The sequence below is a fragment of the Mycobacterium sp. SMC-16 genome, assembly GCF_046250085.1.
Classification (GTDB): Bacteria; Actinomycetota; Actinomycetes; order Mycobacteriales; family Mycobacteriaceae; genus Mycobacterium; species Mycobacterium phocaicum.
Genome location: NZ_CP176427.1, coordinates 1,538,582 through 1,557,974 on the forward strand (window position 1 = coordinate 1,538,582; position 19,393 = coordinate 1,557,974).

Annotated in this window: 15 protein-coding genes and 4 pseudogenes; 13 read left to right on the forward strand and 6 right to left on the reverse strand. The window is 64.7% G+C overall.

Annotated elements, in window-relative coordinates:
- Positions 1–118: 118 nt before the first annotated feature.
- A pseudogene (locus ACJEIK_RS07525) lies at positions 119–251 on the forward strand (IS256 family transposase); the annotation flags it as partial.
- Between the two features lie 98 nt (positions 252–349).
- Here the strand turns inward: ACJEIK_RS07525 and ACJEIK_RS07530 are convergent.
- Positions 350–895, reverse strand: coding sequence for a hypothetical protein (locus ACJEIK_RS07530; protein WP_135355698.1), 546 nt, complete (start codon positions 893–895; stop codon positions 350–352).
- 608 nt (positions 896–1,503) lie between these two features.
- On the opposite strand from ACJEIK_RS07530, the gene ACJEIK_RS07535 reads away from it, so the two are divergent.
- From ACJEIK_RS07535 to ACJEIK_RS07545, 3 genes are all read left to right on the forward strand, one after another.
- Positions 1,504–1,983, forward strand: a complete 480-nt coding sequence (locus ACJEIK_RS07535) for an MspA family porin (RefSeq protein ID WP_409431271.1) — start codon at positions 1,504–1,506, stop codon at positions 1,981–1,983.
- Positions 1,984–2,411: 428 nt separating this feature from the next.
- Complete coding sequence (locus tag ACJEIK_RS07540) at positions 2,412–3,095, forward strand: MspA family porin (protein WP_061004163.1); 684 nt, start codon at positions 2,412–2,414, stop codon at positions 3,093–3,095.
- A 46-nt stretch (positions 3,096–3,141) separates the two neighbouring features.
- Entirely contained in the window at positions 3,142–3,837 is a 696-nt protein-coding gene (locus ACJEIK_RS07545; RefSeq protein WP_084377652.1) for a hypothetical protein, read from the forward strand.
- Positions 3,838–4,066: 229 nt separating this feature from the next.
- Here ACJEIK_RS07545 and ACJEIK_RS07550 read toward each other — a convergent pair.
- Positions 4,067–4,993, reverse strand: a pseudogene (locus ACJEIK_RS07550) (IS1380 family transposase); the annotation flags it as partial.
- A gap of 167 nt (positions 4,994–5,160) precedes the next feature.
- On the opposite strand from ACJEIK_RS07550, the gene ACJEIK_RS07555 reads away from it, so the two are divergent.
- Together ACJEIK_RS07555 and ACJEIK_RS07560 are read left to right on the forward strand one after the other, a co-directional pair.
- The gene (locus ACJEIK_RS07555; protein ID WP_052536990.1) at positions 5,161–6,474 is read left to right on the forward strand and encodes an IS256 family transposase; all 1,314 of its coding nucleotides are present in this window, start codon (positions 5,161–5,163) and stop codon (positions 6,472–6,474) included.
- A 122-nt stretch (positions 6,475–6,596) separates the two neighbouring features.
- Complete coding sequence (locus ACJEIK_RS07560; RefSeq protein WP_073698465.1) at positions 6,597–7,916, forward strand: ISL3 family transposase; 1,320 nt, start codon at positions 6,597–6,599, stop codon at positions 7,914–7,916.
- A 6-nt stretch (positions 7,917–7,922) separates the two neighbouring features.
- On the opposite strand, the pseudogene ACJEIK_RS07565 reads toward ACJEIK_RS07560, so the two are convergent.
- Both ACJEIK_RS07565 and ACJEIK_RS07570 read right to left on the reverse strand, forming a co-directional pair.
- Positions 7,923–8,414, reverse strand: a pseudogene (locus ACJEIK_RS07565) (transposase); the annotation flags it as partial.
- Between the two features lie 467 nt (positions 8,415–8,881).
- Positions 8,882–9,223: a hypothetical protein gene (locus tag ACJEIK_RS07570; RefSeq protein ID WP_244872621.1), complete on the reverse strand. Its 342-nt coding sequence runs from the start codon at positions 9,221–9,223 to the stop codon at positions 8,882–8,884.
- A gap of 325 nt (positions 9,224–9,548) precedes the next feature.
- Between ACJEIK_RS07570 and ACJEIK_RS07575 the strand changes: the two genes are divergently transcribed.
- From ACJEIK_RS07575 to ACJEIK_RS07590, 4 genes and pseudogenes are all read left to right on the forward strand, one after another.
- Positions 9,549–11,153 carry an FMN-binding glutamate synthase family protein gene (locus ACJEIK_RS07575; protein ID WP_371824558.1) on the forward strand — a complete coding sequence of 535 codons (1,605 nt, stop codon included), beginning with the start codon at positions 9,549–9,551 and terminating at the stop codon, positions 11,151–11,153.
- 120 nt (positions 11,154–11,273) lie between these two features.
- Positions 11,274–11,544, forward strand: a pseudogene (locus tag ACJEIK_RS07580) (DUF4235 domain-containing protein).
- A gap of 157 nt (positions 11,545–11,701) precedes the next feature.
- The gene (locus ACJEIK_RS07585) at positions 11,702–12,265 is read left to right on the forward strand and encodes a CsbD family protein (RefSeq protein ID WP_409431272.1); all 564 of its coding nucleotides are present in this window, start codon (positions 11,702–11,704) and stop codon (positions 12,263–12,265) included.
- A 26-nt stretch (positions 12,266–12,291) separates the two neighbouring features.
- Positions 12,292–12,960 (forward strand): IF2 family translation initiation factor, encoded by a 669-nt coding sequence (locus ACJEIK_RS07590; protein ID WP_244872620.1) that lies wholly within the window; start codon positions 12,292–12,294, stop codon positions 12,958–12,960.
- Between the two features lie 286 nt (positions 12,961–13,246).
- Here the strand turns inward: ACJEIK_RS07590 and ACJEIK_RS07595 are convergent, their stop codons facing one another.
- Positions 13,247–14,644 (reverse strand): chloride channel protein, encoded by a 1,398-nt coding sequence (locus ACJEIK_RS07595; protein ID WP_212812414.1) that lies wholly within the window; start codon positions 14,642–14,644, stop codon positions 13,247–13,249.
- Positions 14,645–14,719: 75 nt separating this feature from the next.
- Positions 14,720–15,879 (reverse strand): IS3 family transposase gene (locus ACJEIK_RS07600; RefSeq protein ID WP_110783901.1). Its coding sequence is split into 2 segments (ribosomal slippage): positions 14,720–15,588 and positions 15,588–15,879, totalling 1,161 coding nucleotides; the frame shifts between segments, so codons are not numbered across the junction.
- Between the two features lie 274 nt (positions 15,880–16,153).
- Here ACJEIK_RS07600 and ACJEIK_RS07605 point away from each other — a divergent pair.
- The 3 genes from ACJEIK_RS07605 to ectB all read left to right on the forward strand — a co-directional run bounded on the left by ACJEIK_RS07605 (position 16,154) and on the right by ectB (position 19,356).
- Positions 16,154–16,630, forward strand: a complete 477-nt coding sequence (locus ACJEIK_RS07605) for a MarR family winged helix-turn-helix transcriptional regulator (RefSeq protein WP_061004315.1) — start codon at positions 16,154–16,156, stop codon at positions 16,628–16,630.
- An 821-nt stretch (positions 16,631–17,451) separates the two neighbouring features.
- Positions 17,452–17,994: a diaminobutyrate acetyltransferase gene (gene ectA / locus ACJEIK_RS07610; RefSeq protein WP_061004313.1), complete on the forward strand. Its 543-nt coding sequence runs from the start codon at positions 17,452–17,454 to the stop codon at positions 17,992–17,994.
- Positions 17,995–18,069: 75 nt separating this feature from the next.
- Positions 18,070–19,356: a diaminobutyrate--2-oxoglutarate transaminase gene (ectB, locus tag ACJEIK_RS07615; RefSeq protein ID WP_212812413.1), complete on the forward strand. Its 1,287-nt coding sequence runs from the start codon at positions 18,070–18,072 to the stop codon at positions 19,354–19,356.
- Positions 19,357–19,393: the final 37 nt, after the last annotated feature.

The following is a 19,393-nucleotide window of genomic DNA, read 5'->3' on the forward strand; positions in this document are numbered from 1 at the left end:
ATGCGGTTGCGGGCCGGCGGGCCAACTCGGGCGAGGGTGCGGGGCGCATGGTCGCCGGAGCGATCGCGTGATTCGTCGAGGGACCGACCAAAGTCACTCGAGCAAAGGAATCGACGCGATGACCACTGGCCACAATATTGACAGGCCGGCTGTGCTGGCTGATCGACTCACCGCCTGCCGCCCCGATGTGCTGCGCGAGCTGCTGGCAACTTTCATCCACGCCCTGATGGGTCGAAGCCGACGCTCTATGCTTCTCGAAGAGGCAGCCTCGGCGAGGTGCTCTTCACCCCAAACATGAACGGACGCAGTCGTTCTTGTTCAAGCTCCTCTGACGACGACGGGGCTAACCTCAGGCGTGCGTTCCTGCGGCGGCACATGCCGTTTGGGCGTTGTAGGCGTCGTTGTTGAGCTCGGTGGCCACTTTGTCAAGGGTGTCACCGCCGCGGCGGAGTCCCATGATCAACAGGAGCTTCGTCGCGTCCACTGACCATGCCCGCATCGGCGCGGCGATCTCGGGCTGCAGACCCGGTGTCGCCGCCGCGGTCATGGCCGCGGCCGCCGCTTCCCGCAGCGCGGTCCGACCGGTCACGTTACTGTTCCTGACAGTCGGATCTCTGTAGTCGGGAAGGTCCGTACCTTCGGTGGCGTCGGCGAAACCCGAGTAATTGGTCGCGGCGAAATTCAGCGTTGTGGCGAACTGCTTGCAGGCCACCGCCGCCGCGGGATTGACGTTGTCCGAGGTCGGCGCGGGGACCGTTACCATACCCGGAGCCGGCGTGTCCGTCTGTTCTGCGTCGTTGGGGTCGGCGGATGCGGTTGGGACGACCGCTAGCCCGATGCCAAACGCGATGAGAGACGCGGCCAACCCGCGCTCGCAAACATGTGATGACCTCAACAATTCCTCCTGCCGTGTCGGCCTGATCGCGGGCGATGCCGCGCCACCGGACCAGCTGATCTTGCCCTCACCGCCATTGAGCGGCTCTCCGTGCGAGACCACAGCAGAGTCAGGCGAATACGAGGCCGCGGTGATCGACAGAGAGCTCTCATGATCAGGTTCAAGGCATGGTTGTATATATCGAATGGTCGAGTCTACAGCTCACCAAATGATGAACCGCCGCTCAACGCTGGGTGCCCGTGCGGCGTCCATTCGATGCTGTGGACAGCCAGAGGCGCTCTCGATGGGTATGTGGCATGAACTGTTTTCGGTCCGTTTACCGTTTGGACACTCGGCCACTCAATCATACGACGCGACAGTTCCCTTGAATTCGGACCACGAGAGGCGTCACCGCGACCATGCCGAATCGTTTTGCCACCTTGACCGCCGTCTGCATGCTGATCCCGGTTGGGGTTGCGCCACTCGCGTCGGCCGAACCGCCCCCGGATCCCGCGGTGGAGCCGGCGGGAAACGCCGCACCTCCACCCCCGCCGAACAACGGCGCCGTCCCGCCCGCGGCACCGGGGGTCTTGGATACCCCGGACGGTTGGCATTTGACGGTGTCCGCGGTGGCCGAGACCCAGCTGCCGGTGGCGCCGCTGACTACCTCGCTGGCGTCGCGCGAATACCTCGTGGGCGGCACGTTCGCCGGGGCGATCACGGGCTCGGGTAAAACCGAGCTGAACGGCGGAAAACTGGAGGCAGGCTATCAGATCGGCTGCGGCATTACGCAAAATGCTATCGAAACTCTTGTCGGGGCCGGTATTACCCCTTCGATCGGCATACCGTTTGCTGGCAACGATCCGTCCTTCGCTCCGAACCTCACATACCGGGGAAGAATAGACCTCCGTCCCGGCACCGTGTCCACGGTTGCGGTCGACGAGAAAGAGTTCGAGGGGAAAGAAACGCGGGTCACGATCACCGGTTTCCGCATTGGCGTCGACCAATGTGCCGGTCAGTCGTTCATCCGGTCGTACGCGACGTTGACCAGCTCGACCGAGAACACCGAGGACGTCATCACCTATCTCGGTGTCACCAAGGCCGTGTGATGCGGTTTCGCAAGCGCGGCTGTGCCGGCGTCGATTTGGTGCCGCCGCGAAAGCCGCTCATGCAGCGAGACCTCGTGGGTTCAGGGATCGAGGCGCCGGTTCGCCTCCCGCCGACACCGGCGTATCCGTCACCGTGGTCACGCCCTGAACTGTCCGCCGACGTGATCAATCGCGCAGTGACCGAAGCGGTCCCGCGGGTCACGGTGCGTCGCCGGCTGGCCGCGGCGCGATCAAGCCGCGCCAATGGTTCACGTGTGCCGTTATCCGGCGAATCCATTTCAGAAATGGCTTACCAGCTTGAGAGACGCGCACTCGATAGTTTCGGGTGGCAAGTGTTGTTCATCCGTTCACCGTTTAGATACCTGGTCCATCGATCATTCGGCGGAACAGTTGCTTTGGATTACGACGACGAGAGGCGCCCCCGCACAATGTTTTATCGTTTAGCCACTCTGGCCGCTGTTTGCATGCTGGTCTCGACCGGGACAGCTCCGCTCGCCGCGGCGGAGCCGGATCCCAACCCGCCGCCGGTACCCGTCGCAAACGCCGGTCCCCCGCCGGACACCGGCGCCGTCCCGTCGGAGCAGCCGGGAATCGTCACGACCCCGGACGGCTGGCAGTTGACGGTGGCTGCGCTGAACGAGACCCAGCTGCCGGTGGCGCCGCTGACTACCGCGCTGTCGTCGCGCGAATACCTCGTGGGCGCCACGTTTACCGGGTCGATCACGGGCTCGGGTGACACCACGTTGGACGGCGGAAAGCTGGAGGTCGGCTATCAGATCGGCTGCGGCATCGAACTGGATAGGGTCAGGCTGGCTGGCCAGATCGGCATTGGCACGTCGGGGTCGACGCTCGCGGGTCTCGTACCTACCGGCGCCTCGCTCCCGATCAGCGGTACGTTTGAAGTCCAGCCCAAGCCGGGCGAGGTGACCACCGTTTCGGTGACCAAGAAGAAGTTCAAGGCCCAGGATGCCCGGGTCACCGTCAAGGATGTTCACATCAAGATCGACGGCTGCGTCGGTCAGTCGTTCCTGCGGTCATTCGCGGTATTGACGAGTTCGACCGCGGACACCAACGACATCGTCGCTTACTACGGCGTCACCAAGACCGTCTGACATCAGAGGTGGAGCGTGGGTATCCGAGCCGAAGGAGACGCCAGCCATGAGTAGCCGAGATCGCGGGGCGGTCGCCAAGGACGTGATCGCGAGCATTGTGGTGGCCGGTGCGCTCGCCGTCGGTGCGGCGGTCGCCCACGCGGCGCCCGCCGCTGCGGACCCTCCCGCGCCGCCCGCTGATCCGGCGATTCCGGTCCCGCCGCCGCAAGGGCCGACGATACCGATCATCGGCGCGCCTTTAGGGCCTAGTGGGCTTTCGGGATTGGCGCAAATTGGGGCTCCTGCCGCCGGCCCTCTTGGCCTACCCGAGATGCCCGACCCGACCGTCGGCAACGACTTGATGCTGGGCCAGAACCCAATTCCCTCGCCACCGGGCGGCCCCCCAGGCACGCCGCCGAACCTCAACGCGTTCAACAACGCCTACCTGCTCCCGCAGAACGTCGATCCCGCAGCGCCCGGCCAGGGAACGATGTTCGGGGTGGCGCCGGGCGACGAGAATGCGGACATCTCCGGCTTGGACTACCTCAGGCGCCTGCGTGCGATGTATAGCGACGACCGTCTGAAAGGCGGGCTTCTCGGCCAGATGCCACTGGATCAGCTCGGTGAGCCGCTGCCTGGTACCGCGCCCCCGCCCGGTACTGCGATTCCGGCCGGGCTGGGACAGGTCTTGCCGGATCAACCGCCGATCGTTTCACCCGGGCCGCCGCCGGTAAGTCCACCGGGGCCGCCGCCGGCCGGTTAACCTCCGCCGGTCCGTGGTACGCGGACCGCGTCGACGGTCGCTTCGATCAGCCGGTCTAGCCCGGATTTTGCGTGGTAATTGGTGTGGGTTCGGTGTGATGCCGAGTTGTGTTGTTGGGTAGTGGTTTTCGTGTGGTGGCGTAGAGGTGCTGTCCCGTGTCGCCGGGTGGGGCGGGCTTTCCTGGGGCCTGTGGGTCCTTCATCGTTGATGGGTCCGATGGGGTGGGGTGTTATCCGAAGGCGGTGCGGACGCGGTGCCAGGCGGCGGCGATCGCCGCCGCCCAGCGCCAGGTGGCATCGATGCGTAGCCGCAGTTGGCGGGCGCCGCGGGTGATACGGGCGGCCACGTGCAGGACCCGGTAGCGGAACGTGGTGATCTCGACGCGGGCCAGAGCGCGATCGCTGGCGAACCCGATGAGGCGGGTCCAGGTGACCAGGTCAGCGGCGGCCAGGACGATTTCGAGCCAGGCAGCATTGGCCCAGAAGGAGTGGCAGGGCAGGTTACGCAGCCCGGTGGCTTTGAGTTCGCGGATACGGTCCTCGACGCGGGCGTGCTGGCGGTGCCGTAGTTCCAGACCGGCGACCTGACCGGGTACGACACCCGGTGGTGTGTCGGTGATGAACGCGGTGACCCGCATGCCGTCGGCGTCGGTGAACCGCAACTGCGCGCCGGGGTGGGGGCGTTCTTTACGCAGGATCAGCCGGGTCCCTTCGGGCCAGGAGGCCAGGTTGACCAGGTCGGTGGCTTCAGCGACCCACGCGCCGTCGCGGATCCCGCCGTCGGTGTCGATCGCTGGATACCAGCAATCGCCGAGGTTGAGGGTGTCCACGGCGTCCTGGACGCGGGTATCGACGGGGTACCCGAAGGAGAACCCGGCCCCGGCGGCCCGGCACGCTGCGGCGAATTTGTGGGTGGATCCGGCGGTATCGCAGCGCACCAACACCTTCGGGGCCTCGGGGTTGTCGGGATCGTCGGGGTTGGGCCGCCACGCCGCTGGCAGCGATGCCAAAGCCTGGTGCAGGACGATGATGTGGTCGGAGGCGGTGTTGGAGCCGGCGTTACCGTTGCGCAGCAACCCGGCCAGGGCTTCGCCGCCGGCGATGTCGGGGCGGTCCAGAAACGCCAGCAGCGGGTGCAGCCCGAACGTTTTCTGGCTCTTCGCAGTTGAGGGTGTAGAGGTCACCCGTGAGAGCAATGATCAGAACCTGTGGATGAGCCTCGGCGAGGCGGCGTAGGAAAGGGCGCACCTTCCCGAGGATGATCTGAATGTCGAAGGTCTGATCAAGAGCCGGCGTTGGCGCGCTGGTTCGGGAAGGTACGCCCATGCTCACGGTAGTTCACGATGCGGATTCATCCAACGAGGATGCTGGCTCGTCGCGGTCGTTGCTCGATGAGATTGTCCGCGACGGTGCCCGCCAGATGCTGGCCGCAGCGTTGCGGGCTGAGGTCGCCGCCTACATCGAGGCTCATGCCGGTGAGCTTGATGAGAACGGGCACCGGCTGGTGGTGCGCAATGGCTATCACCGCGAGCGCGAGGTGCTCACCGCGGCGGGCGCGGTGAGTGTGACCGCGCCGCGGGTCAATGACAAACGTGTTGACCCGGACACTGGTGAGCGGCAACGGTTTTCCTCGGCGATCCTGCCGGCGTGGGTGCGCAAGTCGCCGCAGATGACCGAGGTGTTGCCGTTGCTGTATCTGCATGGCTTGTCGACCAGTGATTTCGGTCCGGCGTTGGAGCAGTTCCTGGGCTCGGGTGCCGGCTTGTCGGCCACGACGATCACCCGACTCACCACGCAGTGGCAGGACGAGGCCAAGGCCTTCGAGGCCCGTGATCTGTCGGGCACCGACTACGTCTACCTGTGGGTCGACGGCATCCATCTCAAGGTGCGCCTGGAGCAGGAGAAGCTCTGTTTGCTGGTGATGATCGGTGTGCGCGCTGACGGCCGCAAGGAGCTGGTCGCGCTCACCGACGGGTACCGGGAGTCGGCCGAGTCGTGGGCTGATCTGTTGCGGTCGTGCCGACGTCGCGGGATGACCGCACCGGTGCTGGCCGTCGGCGATGGGGCCCTGGGGTTCTGGAAGGCCGTGCGTGAGGTGTTCCCGGCCACCGGCGAGCAGCGGTGCTGGTTTCACAAGCAGGCCAATGTTCTTGCCTGCCTGCCAAAGTCGGCTCATCCGGGGGCGATCGCGGCGATGCGGGAGATCTACAACGCCGAGGATATCGACCACGCGCAGGTGGCGATCAAGGCGTTCGAGGTGGACTACGGCGCCAAGTACCCCAAGGCGGTCGCCAAGATCGTCGATGACGCCGATGTGCTGCTGGAGTTCTATAAGTACCCGGCCGAGCACTGGGTCCATCTGCGCACTACCAACCCGATCGAATCAACGTTTGCCACGGTACGTTTGAGGACCAAGGTGACCAAGGGGCCGGGTTCACGCGTCGCCGGAATGGCCATGGCTTACAAGCTGATCGACGCCGCGCAAGCCCGCTGGCGAGCCGTCAACGCACCGCACCTGGTCGCTCTGGTCCGGGCCGGCGCGATCTTCCACAAAGGCAAACTGCTCGAGCGACCCACCGACATCACCCCGTCGGCGGACTCGGCACCGACCGAATCAACTGGAACGGAGGTCGCCTGAAACAAGCCGATCCACAGGTATTGACAATTCCTCTAGAGGTCATCGGCGCGTCGTTGCCGGGATAGGGGTCGAGGTCTCTCGAAGATGAAGGTTCCTACACGCCTCATCCGAAAGACCTCGACGTGCCTGACGCTACCGGTCGGGCGGGCTTCGCCCGCGCTGACCTGACTACTTTCTGCCGCCTCGACGACCTCGGGTTGGAGGTGACCGGCCAGCAACTGCACCCCGATCGTGCGGTATTGGCATGCCGGGTCAGCGACGACGACTCGTGGTGCCGCCGCTGCGGCGAGCGAGGCGTCAGCCGCGACAGCGTGACACGCGAGCTTGCCCACGAACCATTCGGGTGGCGGCCCACCACCTTGCTGGTCACCCTCCGCCGCTACCGCTGCGCCGGCTGTGCCCATGTGTGGCGCCAAGACCTCGGCAACGCCGCCGAACCACGCGCCAAGCTGTCCCGGCGTGCGTTGCAGTGGGCCTTGAAAGCGATTGTCTGCCAACACCTGACCGTGGCTCGCGTCGCCGAAGCGCTGGCGGTGTCGTGGAACACCGCCAACAACGCCGTCCTGGCCGAAGGGCAGCGAGTGCTGATCGCCGATCCGGCCCGCTTCAACGGCGTGCGGGTGATCGGCGTCGATGAGCACGTGTGGCGGCACACCCGTCGCGGCGACAAGTACGTCACCGTGATCATCGACCTCACCCCGGTCCACGACCAGACCGGCCCTGCCCGGCTGCTCGACATGGTCGAAGGCCGCTCCAAGAAGGCGTTCGCCGACTGGCTGTCCGAGCGACCCCAGCCCTGGCGCGACGGTGTCGAAGTTGTTGCCATGGACGGCTTCTCCGGGTTCAAGACCGCCACCACCGAAGAACTTCCTGAGGCAGCCACGGTGATGGATCCCTTCCACGTGGTGAGGTTGTCCGGCAACGCTCTCGACGACTGCCGCCGCCGTATCCAGGTGGCCACGTGTGGGCACCGCGGCCGCAAGACCGACCCGCTCTATGCCTGCCGACGCACCCTGCACACCGGCGTCGATCTGCTCACCGACCGCCAGAAAGCCCGGCTGGCAGCCTTGTTCACCGGCGACATTCATGTGGAGGTCGAAGCGACCTGGCACATGTACCAACGCGCCGTGGCCGCCTACCGCGAACCCGACCGCACGAAAGGCCGAGCCATGATGGCGGCGCTGATCGACACGCTGAGCGCCGGCGTTCCCAAACCGCTGACCGAGCTGATCACCCTCGGACGCACACTGACCAAGCGGGCTGTCGATGTGCTGGCCTATTTCGACCGGCCCGGCACCAGCAACGGACCGACCGAAGCGATCAACGGCCGTCTCGAACACCTCCGTGGCTCCGCCCTGGGCTTTCGCAACCTCACCCACTACATCGCCCGATCCCTACTCGAAACCGGCGGATTCAGACCCCAACTACACCGTCAATCATGAAGAGCCCGTTTTCTTCCAGGTCGGCGCAGCCCCGGCCTTGTTGTCGGAGTGATCGATCACCAGCGTGGCATCGATGTCGATATGCAGCCAGCCGCCGGTGGTGGGGGCGGCTCCGACAGCCCAGGCCGCTGCCCGCGCCGCGGCTCGGGCTGCGCGCACCCCGGGTAGATGCGCGGCATCGATCCGCTCATCGATCAGCCGCCACATGGTGGTCGTTGAGGCCTTGGCCCCCAGGACGTGCTCCCGGTCACCGCACAGCTGACCGACCGCGTCGATGCAGTCCGCGCCGTCGGCGACCGCGGCCGCCAGATCAGCGAACACCTCCCCAGGCGCATACACCCACGGGCCGCGGTAGGTGTCGGCCAACGCGGCCGTGACCTGCGCCGATAAGCCGGTCCGGTCGGCAAGCTCACGCAGCATGCCCATCCCGGCATGCGACACAACGCCATGGCCGTCGGCGGAAACTTTCACCGGCGATGCCGCCGCGATATTCTTCACCTGCGAAGTGCCTTCCCGTCAGGGTTTTTGAACCGTAGAGAAGTCCAATTATTCCTTGCAGGACAGGCACTTTCGCTTATCTACACACCCCCACAGTCAACATTCCACGAAAAATCCGGGCTAGGTCCACGACCTGCTCCTGAGTGTCGCCCCACCGCAGGTGGTCGAAGCTGCTGGGAGAGTCGACCGTGCCGAGTGCAGCATGCGTGAGTCCGCTACCGAAGCGTCGCAGACGAGGTATGCGAACGCGCTGACGGCATGGGGAGCGGCCGGCGGCTACGAGATCGAAGTGTTCTGGGACGTCTGTACCGACGCCGCGCTCGGGACGAAGGGCGCGTCGTACGTTCCAGGCGGCGGAGTCTGTTGCGTTGAGCCGAATCGACACAATTGCTACCGGTTTTGTCGGCAGCAATCGACAGTTGCTGCAGCCGCCTACGAATTGCGGTTCGAATACCCGCCGGCATCATTCATCGATTGCACATGAGATCAACGTACGCAGTCTTGTACCGAACGAGATTGCCGACGTTCCCGGTAGGTCCTCGCTGTATCCAGGAGTGCTTGACGGCAGTGCCGTCGCGCACCGCGATGACCGTACATTGCTCGATGGGTGCGTTACCGACCTTGTTGAGTATCGGTCGAAGTCCCTGTGCTTCTAGCTCGCTGATCGTGGCCTGGGCCGATTTCTGCACCTCGGGCGCAGCCAGCGCCGGCGCCGCCGAGCCCAAGCTCAACACGATGGCTCCGCACGCAACCACGACGCCCTTGGTAATACCGCCGCCCAACAATTCAATTTCCTTTCCAGAATCCAAATACGTTTATCTGCGTATTCTCAAATTCAATTCTAGTCAGGTTCGAACGTGCGTCGAGGTATTCATATGCGACACATAATGATCGACATGCCAATTTCATGATCGATTCATAGCCATTTCAGACATTGCCAGCTCATGGCGTCCGGATGAGAGGGCCGCTGAGCGAAGCGACGCCCCTCGCGCGGTTGGGGTTGCCCGTCCCGAACGAAGGCACTCCGTGGGGCGCACAGCTATGTTTGTGCCGGCGATCTGGAGGCGCCGATGCCTGAACGGACCGATTCTGGGTATTCCGCCGACAGTGGACCGCCAGATGAAGAGGGTTGATGTGATTCGGTTCGGAATCGTCGCGGCGTTGGTCGCCGTTGCGGCAGGCCTTGCCGTTACTGCGCTTTTCGGTAGTTGGGTGTGGTGGATTGCGGCGGCGGCAGTAGGTGGGCTGGCCGCGGTAGGCGTCTTCGATGTGACGCAACGACGCCATTCTGTGCTGCGCAACTACCCGGTGATCGGACACATCCGATACCTGCTTGAAGCGGTGCGCCCGGAACTGCAGCAGTACTTCATCGAACGCAATTTTGACGGCCGACCGTTCGACCGCGACATCCGCTCACTCATCTATGAGCGGGCCAAAGGGACCGCGGCCGAGCTGTCGTACGGCACTGAACGGGATGTCGACGAGCCCGGGTACGAGTACCTGGTGCACTCGACCGCACCGGTGGAACCGCCGCCGCAGCCCTACCGGGTTCGTATCGGGGGCCCAGACTGCACCCGGCCCTATGACATGGCACTGCTGAACGTTTCATCGATGAGTTTCGGAGCGCTCTCGGCCAACGCGTTGAAAGCCCTGAATGCCGGGGCGCGACGGGGAGGCTTCGCACACGATACGGGCGAAGGCGGCCTGACGCCCTACCATCTCGGGGGCGCAGATGTGGTGTGGGAGATCGGGTCCGGCTATTTCGGCGCCCGCACCGCCGACGGACACTTCGACCCTGACCAGTTCGCCGACAAGGCCGCACACGACGCGGTCAAATGCGTGTCGCTCAAGCTGAGCCAGGGCGCCAAACCTGGGGTGGGCGGTGTGCTGCCCGCGTCGAAGGTGAGCAAGGAGATCGCCGAGTATCGCGGCGTGCCCGCGGGGGAGAAGTGCGTGAGTCCCGCTGCGCACTCGGCGTTTTCAACTCCACGCGAGCTTGTGCAGTTTGTGGGTCGGCTTCGCGAACTGTGCGGCGGCAAGCCGGTGGGATTCAAACTGTGCGTGGGATCGCGGGTGGACTTCTTGGCGATCTGCAAAGCGATGCGCGCCGAGGGGGTGACTCCCGATTTCATCATCGTCGACGGTGCGGAGGGCGGAACAGCCGCTGCGCCACTGGAATACGAGGACCACGTCGGGCTTCCGCTGACCGACGGATTGATGACGGTGCACAACGCACTGGTCGGTACCGGCCTGCGCGACGTCATACGCATCGGCGCCAGCGGCAAGGTTGCCGCGGGCAACGACATCATCAAACGACTCATTCAGGGCGCCGACTACACCAACGCTGCGCGCGCCATGATGATGGCCATCGGCTGTATCCAATCGCAGCGCTGCCACACCAATCACTGCCCGGTCGGGGTCGCCACACAGGACCCGCGACGGGCCCGAGCTCTGGACGTCGACGACAAGAGCGCGCGCGTGTATCGCTACCAGAAGGCCACTGTCGAGCAGGCAATGAAAATCATGGGATCGATGGGCATCGCCGATCCGGCGCTGCTATCACCGCATCTGCTGCGCAAGAAAGTCTCGGCCACCCAGCAGGTCTCGTACGCGGAACTCTACGAGTGGTTGGCGCCCGGTGAACTCATCGAGCAGGCGCCGGAAAGTTGGGCTTTCGACTGGGCGGCGGCCGATGCCGATTCGTTCCGGCCCATCCTGCGATCTCGGCGATTGTCCTGACGCCTGCAGGCCTTTGGCGTTCGAGCTGAGGCGGTTTGGGCGATTGACGTGGACGCGGCCGGGGTAACTCTCAGCCGAGGCCCGGACCAGTCGGGACCGTCAGGTGTGCCAGGGAGAACGATGAGCAAGATATCGAAGTCACTGTATCCGCCGCTGTCAGCTGCGTTCAGCGTGGTGGGCGGCCTGGTGGCCGGCAATGTCTTCAGTGTGTTGTGGGAGCGGATCGACGACTCTGGAGAGGGACCTCCGGCCCAAGGATCTGAACCGCTCGGGCGGGCAAGCCCTGCTCGCCGCCGGTGTGCAGGGCCTCGTCTTCGGTTTGGTCAGGGCTGCCGTAGACCGAGCGGGGGCGCGCAGCTACCGCGCTGTGGCGCGCGAGAATCCGGTGTAAAGCTCTCGCGGTTGGCTACGCGGGTTGACTCACATCACAGGTGCTCGATCGTCAGCCGTTGTCGATGCTTTGTGCCTGTTCAGCGCGCTGTCGGCTCTTCACGGACGGCCCAGGCCCGACCGAACGGTGTTTGAAGGAGACGCAAAACGAGCATGGCATGGTCATGGGCGAACACGAGAAAGCTGATGAGGCACGTAAAGGCCTGGTCGATTCGATCAAGGGCAGAGCAAAAGAGATCGCCGGCGCGGTGACCGGCAACGATTCATTGACCGCCGAAGGGCAGTTGGAGCAGGCGCAGGCGCGGGCCCGCAAGGAGGCCAACGCCATCGAAGCGGTCGCAGACGCCGAAGCCGACGCCGTCACCGGCCTGGCGTCGCAGGCCCGCCACCAGGCGGCCGGCGCCCGGGACGTGGTGCGGTCCGGCACGGACGCCGCGGAAGACGCCGCACAACAGCGGCAGGTGGACCAGGTCCAGCAAGCCACACAAACAGCGCGGCACCGCGCCGCCGAGGAGCAGGTCCGCGCCAGCGTCGAGGAGCAGCGCGAGGAACGGCAGGCGGAAATCCGGGAAACGGCCGACACCGCCGCAGCCGGCAGGGAGGCACGTGACGCGCTCGCCGAACATCGCGCCGCGCAGAGAGATGCGGACGAAGGGCAAGCCGAGGCCCGTCGCCTTCGCGAACGCGCCGAGACCCTCAGTGATCGAACCAACTTGTCCTGAAAGACATTGAGAGCCAAGGAGATATCGTGAGTATCATCGAATTGCCGTTACAGGTCTTGCGCATGCAATACCGCCTGGCCCGGTTTCCCCTGCAGTTCATCGAGGATCGGTGGATCGTCCGCCTGGACGCCGAAGCACCCGCTCGGCTGATCTATGAGCGGTCGCTCGGGGGTTTGGACGCTGCGGTCGGCGGAGTGCTGGGCGATTCCACGCTGCGCCGGCGGGGTGCGGCGCTGGCCCGCCGAAGCGAGGTTCGTGCCGAAGCTGTCGTGCGGAGCATGGACGCCGCCCAACGGCGCAAAGAGGCCGGCGCGCAGCTGGAGGACTCGCTGGAAGAGGCCGCCGACGACCGCGACGAAGCGATCGCCGCCAAGCAGGACGCAGTGGCGGAAGCGCGCGAGCGCGCGCAGCAGCGTAAGCGGCAGGCGGCGGAAGAGGCCGACAAGCGAATCGCTCAGGCCGCGAAGGCCAGCCGGGCCGAGGCCGAACGTAAGCGCGAGGCTGTCAAATCCGCCGAACAACAACGTCTGCAACGGATCGCCAAGGCCGAAGGGAAGGCGGCGGCTGCGGCCGAAGCCGCGCTCGAGGACGCGAGGGTCAAGCGTGCCGCGGCGGCAGCCAAACGCGAGCAGGCTGAGCAGGTCGAAGTACTGGCCGACGCCGAGAAGCAGAACCGGCGGGCGGGTCGGGTCTGACGCAGGCTTCCGAACCGACAGTGGCTTGTCCCGCGACGTTGCCGAGCATGGCGACTGTGCCGAAGGTGTCGCCGATCGTCGACACGAAGATATCGCCGGGGGCAGTGACGTGCCTGCGCGGCTAGGGACCTTCTTGGCAGCTGTCGAGACGCAAGGAAGGTTGACAAACGTGCACCGCTTGTTAGGCAAGCTCACCAGCCAGAGTTAGTTAGTGAGCGCAGATCGCCCCAGCATCTGGCTGCTGCTGGGGCGATTGCTCTGGGCCCAAGCTTGTGGGGAGTTGCCGTTAGTCAAAGGCGCGCAGCGGAGGTCGTTTCGACGATGGACTTGTTCCCGCGTTTTTGGTGATCGGGGGTCGATTGCGGGAAGTGCTATGGCCCAATAATTTTGGTGTCTGACTTCCATGGGCAGTAGGCGTTGGCGTCCCGTCTGGTGATCGGCACGAGCGTTGTTCGGCGCCTACGGCAATAAGGTGACCGGTCGAATCGGCAGTGGCGTCCAGGTCGACACCCCGGCGCCAGAGCTTGATCGTGTAGATGGTGTGCCGGCCGAGTAGGCGAGCGGTGCCGGCCGCCATGGCAACAGCCGTCATCAGCGGCAGGATGATGGCGTACTGGCCGGTGAGTTCGAACAAGGTGACCACGGCGGTGATCGGCGCGCCAGTCGCGGCGCCTAGCATGGCTCCCATGCCGATCAGGCCGCAGGCGCCAGCTGCGATAGCCAGACTGGGGTAAAGATGGTGCGCGGCGACCCCGAAGGCGCTGCCCGCCATCGCCCCGATGAAGAGGGTGGGTGCAAACACCCCGCCTGAGCCTCCGATGCCGATGGTGAGGCTGGTCGCCAAAATCTTGCCGACGAGCAGTAGGAGCAACATGGTTGCCGCGTACCGGCCATCGATCGCGTTCTGTAGAACCGGATAGCCGACGCCATACATCTGAGGCAACGCGATCAACAAGGCGCCCAAGGCAATTCCGCCGACGGCCGGGCGGGCCCACTGTGGTCCCCGCCAGAGCCAATCGCAGGCGTCCTCGACCCAGTACAAGACTCGCGAGAACACCGTTCCAACGACGCCCGCGCCTACTCCGAGCGCGGCATACAGCACGTATTCGACTGGACGGTGCACGGTGAATCCGGGTAGGGACAGGAACGGGTGATCGCCCATCAGGGTGCGCCCTACGACGGCGGCAGCCACGCTCGACAACACCACGACACCGGCTGACTCGGCGGCGAAATCGCGCAGGATCAATTCGAGGGCGAAGAACACCCCGGCCAATGGAGCGTTAAAGGTAGCCGAGATGCCGCCGGCCGCTCCGCATGCGACGAGCAGACAAATCCGATCAGTATCGAGGCGCAGCCATTGCCCCAGTGCGGAGCCGGTAGCCGAGCCGATCTGCACAATCGGCCCTTCACGTCCGACTGATCCGCCGCCACCGATGCACAGCGCCGACGCCAGCGCCTTGACGACCGTTACCTGTGGTTTGATCCGTCCCTTGTTGCGGGCCACGGCGAACATCACTTCGGGCACACCATGGCCGCGCGCCTCGGGTGCAAAATGGTGCACAAGCGGGCCGTAGGCCGCACCAGCGATCACGGGAGCGGCCAGCAGAAACCACCAACCCAGCGCGGGCCAGTGTGCGCTGGGGACACGACCCAACGCCGAGTAGTCGGCGTACCCGGTGAACATCCGAGTGAAAAACTCAACCAGCCAACGGAACGCGAGGGACTGCCCCGGGTTCAGTTGACTCGCGGGGTGTGAATTTCAGGCCGCGGTTGCGACTGGTGTGTGGAGCAGTTCGAACTCTATCGGGGTGAGCCTGCCGAGGGCGCGTTGGCGCCGGCGGCGGTGGTAGGTCCGCTCGATCCAGGACACGATCGCCAGCCGGAGTTCGGCTCGAGTTGACCAACGTCTGCGGTCCAGGACGTTGCGTTGCAGCAGGGCGAAGAACGACTCCATGGCCGCGTTGTCTCCGCAGGCGCCGACGCGGCCCATCGATCCGTGTAATTCGTTGTGCGACAGAGCATGGACGAACTTCCGCGATCGAAATTGGCTACCCCTGTCGGTGTGAACGATCGTCGCGGTCGGTGAGCGCAGTGCCACGGCGTGATCCAGCGCCGCGACGGCCAGCGAAGACTTCATTCGGGAGTCGATCGAGTAGCCGACAATCCGGTTGGAGTAGACGTCTTTAATGGCGCAGAGGTAGAGCTTGCCTTCATCGGTGCGGTGCTCGGTGATGTCGGCCAGCCAGACCTGGTTGGCAGCGCGGGCGCTGAACTGACGCTGCACGAGATCGTCGTGGACGGGCGGCCCGGATCGGCGGTTCAGTCCTCGCTTCTTGGCAAAGACCGACCAGATGCCCTCTTGCGAGCACAGGCGTGCGACACGGTTTTCGCCGGCGATGATCCCGCGCGCGGGCAACTCATCAGCGATGAACCGATACCCGAATGCGGGGTCATCGGCGTGGATGTCGCGGGCAACGTTGATCAGGTGTGCGTCGTCCCAATCCCGCTGTGACAGGGGTGCTTTGCGCCACTTGTAGAACGCCTGGGTGGAGAATCCCAGAACCCGGCAGGTCACCGTGACGGGCACGCCGTCAGCGGCAAGGTCGAGGACCAGCGGGTACATCATTTTGGGTTGGCGTCCCGGGACAGGTAGCCGACTGCGCGGCGCATCACCTCGGCCTCTTGCTCGAGCAGTTTGATCCGTTTGTGCGCTTCGCGCAGCTGCGCGGCCATGTCGTCAGCATCGGCCGCTGAGGCGGGCTGACCGCGGCCATCCTCGCGGTCGGCGATCTTGAGCCAGCGGTGCAGGCAGGCCTCCGAGATGCCGAAGTCCTTCGCGATCTGGCGCAGCGGCGCCTCGCCCTTGCGGGCCACGGCGATGACGTCGGCTCGGAACTCGGCAGGAAACGGTGTCGGCACGAGGTTGATCCTTCCAGCAAGGACGAATCCTCACAGGTCAGGAGTCAACCAAACTGGGGGCAGTCCCCTATTGCAGTATGCAACAGTAGTGCTATCTAGGATAATCGGCTCTCCGAATGGGCGGCGACGATAGTCCCCGGTCGCAGGTGCGGCTGCACAGGAGGCGATCGGCCCGAGTCAGCCGCTAGGCGGTCGGCGTGCGACGCGGTTGTGGTGTGGGTCTGGTCGGGTATCTGGCGCGGCGCAGACTAAAGTTGACTAGGAGGAGGTTCCGGTGAACGCGCAGACCAAGACAACATCCGCCCAATCGGTCGATGCCATTACCGATGCGTTGATTACTGCGTCCCGGCTGTTGGTCAGCATCTCGGCGCGATCGATCGCCGAGGTGGATGACACGATCACCATTCCCCAGTTTCGGGTATTGGTGATTTTGTCCTCGCGCGGTACGACGAACTTGGCGACCCTGGCAGGGCTGCTTGACGTGCAGCCCTCAACGATCGGCCGGATGGCCGAACGGCTGGTCGCGGCCGGTCTGATAGACCGTCGCCCGCATCCCAATTCGCGCCGTGAACTGGTGGTCGAGCTGACCGCGCGTGGCCGCAAGGTCGTGCGCACGGTCACCGCTCGCCGGCGGGCCGAAATCGTGCGGGTCGTGGAGGCGATGCCGGCGCGGCAGCGTGAAGGCATGGTCAGCGCACTCACCGCCTTCACCGAGGCCGGCGGAGAGCCTCCGGCTGAAATCGACTTCTAGCACACCGGTTGTTCGGGGCCACGAATCCTGCACCGGCCCACAGTCGGCGTTCTACGCGCTTCATCTGACGGTGCACGCGACTTGACTCCACGGCCCTGGCGTGTTGGCTGTGGCGCGGCTTTCCCGGGCCGCGGGCGGACCGACCGGCCCTCGGGGCTGGCTCGGTGGTGGGGTGGCCCGCCCGCGGCGGTCCGTGGACATACCGGTTCGCTGCAGCGTTGGCAGCAACGTCACCGCTGATGTAGTTCGACGAGCTGTAGCAGTTGGCCGCACCGACGGCCTCATCGCGGCTTTGGAGCCTGTGCCACAGTAGCATAGTGCCACAGTAGTAATGCGCGTGTTTTCCTTGGTAGCGGCTCAGCGAGGCGTGTATGCAGCGTCTTGGGTTGTCCGACTTATCAATTCGTCGCCGGTTCTAACGGCCCAGATTCGAAGCCCGAGCGCCAATCTCGGCTCTCGTGGGGGAATGCCTGCGAAGAACTCCGATGGCGGGGCCCGCGCCGAGGGTGTTCGTCTCATGGTCTCGTGGGCGATCGATGTTAGTGGGGCTCAATGGACACGTATCGAACAGCCGCCACGAAAATCGCTGCAGCCCTCCAGAACTCGACCTCTATAACAGTTCGATAACGGTGGCGTCGCCGTTGTGTGCGATGACCCGAGGGTGAAACCGCTGATCAGGCAGGCATTTAACAGAAGGCGGAGCGCAACGGCATTGCAATTGGCGTCCTTGATTGAGCGGTCGCTGTGTGTCTACTGTCAGCAAACCCGATGATTTGAACTGACGATGATCGATGACCGTTCGGTGGTGACCTTTCTCTGTGATGCCCGATGCCAACTGTGCCGTCCCGCGCACCGAAACTGCCTTGCTACGCGCCCCTTGTAGCACGGACGCGATCGCAATCCGAAGGCTCGCCGCCGCCACCGGCGTGCTCGATGTGAACTCCACCTATGCGTACCTGCTGCTGGCCACTGATTTCGCGGCCAGCTCCATCGTCGCGGAAAAAGCTGGCGAAATCTGTGGATTCATCACCGGCTACCACCCACCGCCGCGGCCGGACGTCTTGTTCGTCTGGCAGGTCGCGGTGGCGCCGCACGCGCAAGGCCAGGGGCTGGCCGGTGTCATGCTCGACGGGCTGGTGCATCGCATTCGAACCGAACGACGGGGCCATCCGGTCACAGTGGAGGCGACGGTAGCGCCCGGCAATACCGCCTCTCGTAAGTTCTTCGGAGCGTTCGCACGCCGCCATGGCGTGCCAACAGTCGAGTTTTCACATTTTGGCGCCGAGCTACTCGACGCCGACGGCGGCCACGAAGACGAGCCGATGCTGCGGATCGGCCCACTCGTGGCACCACTGCCAAGCTGACGCGCGATACCCCGGGACAGTGCCAAATGCACTGTCCCACTTATGTTTCTGTTTGTCTATTGAAAGGATTCAACCGTGCTTCTCGCCGACGCCGCACACCTGACCGAGAGCGGCCTGCCAGATGTCTTCGATGCGGTGGAATCGGAGGTTCGCAGCTATTGCCGCGCCTGGCCCACCGTCATGGAGAGCGCCAGCGGCTCCTGGATCACCGACAACGACGGGCGGCGTTATCTCGATTTCTTCGCGGGCGCAGGTGCTTTGAACTACGGCCACAACAACCCAGTACTCAAGCAGGCGCTACTCGAGTACCTCGGATCAGACGGGATCGTGCATTCGCTGGACATGGCGACATCGGCCAAACAACGCTTTCTGGAGACTTTCCAGCAGTTGATCTTGCGGCCGCGGGGCCTCGATTTCAAGGTGCAGTTCCCAGGTCCGACCGGCACCAACGCGGTCGAGTCGGCGCTCAAGCTCGCGCGGAAGGTCACCGGACGCGAATCGATCATCAGCTTTACCAATGCATTTCACGGCATGACCCTCGGCTCGCTGTCAGTTACCGGAAACTCCATGAAGCGTGCCGGCGCCGGCGTGCCACTGGTACATGCAACCCCGATGCCTTACGACAACTACTTCGGCGGAGTCACCGAAGACTTCCACTGGTTCGAGCGCGTCCTCGACGATTCCGGCAGCGGCCTGAACCGGCCGGCCGCGGTGATCGTGGAAACCGTCCAGGGCGAAGGCGGTTTGAATATCGCCCGCGCCGAGTGGCTACACGCGCTGGCCCAATTGTGCCGCACCCGCGACATCCTGATCATCGTCGACGACGTGCAGATGGGCTGCGGTCGCACCGGCCCCTTCTTCAGCTTCGAAGCCGCCGGAATCGTGCCGGACATCGTGACCTTGTCGAAGTCGATCAGCGGATACGGGCTGCCGATGGCGCTCACCCTATTCCGGCGCGAGCTCGACGTCTGGGCGCCCGGCGAACACAACGGCACCTTCCGGGGCCACAATCCGGCATTCGTCACGGCCACCAAGGCTCTCGAAACATACTGGAGAGAAACGCAATTCAGTGCCGAGACCGAGGTGAAGGGTGAGTTGATCAGATCGCGACTCGAGGACATCGCGGCACGCCACGATGGCATCGCGGCACGCGGCCGTGGCATGGCGCAGGGGCTCAGATTCGCCGATGCCGCACGTGCCGGTGATGTTTGCCGTCAAGCGTTCGAGCGGGGAGCGTTGATGGAGACCAGCGGGCCGTCCGACGAAGTCGTCAAACTGCTTCCGCCGCTGACCACGTCAGCCGACGATCTGCTGGCCGGCCTGGACATCCTGGCCGAATCGGTCGCCGCGACCCGACCCTGATCCGACTACCGCCAACCTAGACGGAAAGAATGCCTCA

What these genes read in the sequence shown, in the direction of transcription:
- ACJEIK_RS07555 (WP_052536990.1), top strand. Translation starts at nt 5,161, where the DNA reads ATGCTCACGGTAGTTCACGATGCGGATTCATCCAACGAGGATGCTGGC.
- ACJEIK_RS07545 (WP_084377652.1), top strand. Translation starts at nt 3,142, where the DNA reads ATGAGTAGCCGAGATCGCGGGGCGGTCGCCAAGGACGTGATCGCGAGC.
- ACJEIK_RS07585 (WP_409431272.1), top strand. Translation starts at nt 11,702, where the DNA reads ATGGTCATGGGCGAACACGAGAAAGCTGATGAGGCACGTAAAGGCCTG.
- ACJEIK_RS07540 (WP_061004163.1), top strand. Translation starts at nt 2,412, where the DNA reads ATGTTTTATCGTTTAGCCACTCTGGCCGCTGTTTGCATGCTGGTCTCG.
- ACJEIK_RS07595 (WP_212812414.1), bottom strand. Translation starts at nt 14,644, where the DNA reads ATGTTCACCGGGTACGCCGACTACTCGGCGTTGGGTCGTGTCCCCAGC.
- ectA (WP_061004313.1), top strand. Translation starts at nt 17,452, where the DNA reads ATGCCCGATGCCAACTGTGCCGTCCCGCGCACCGAAACTGCCTTGCTA.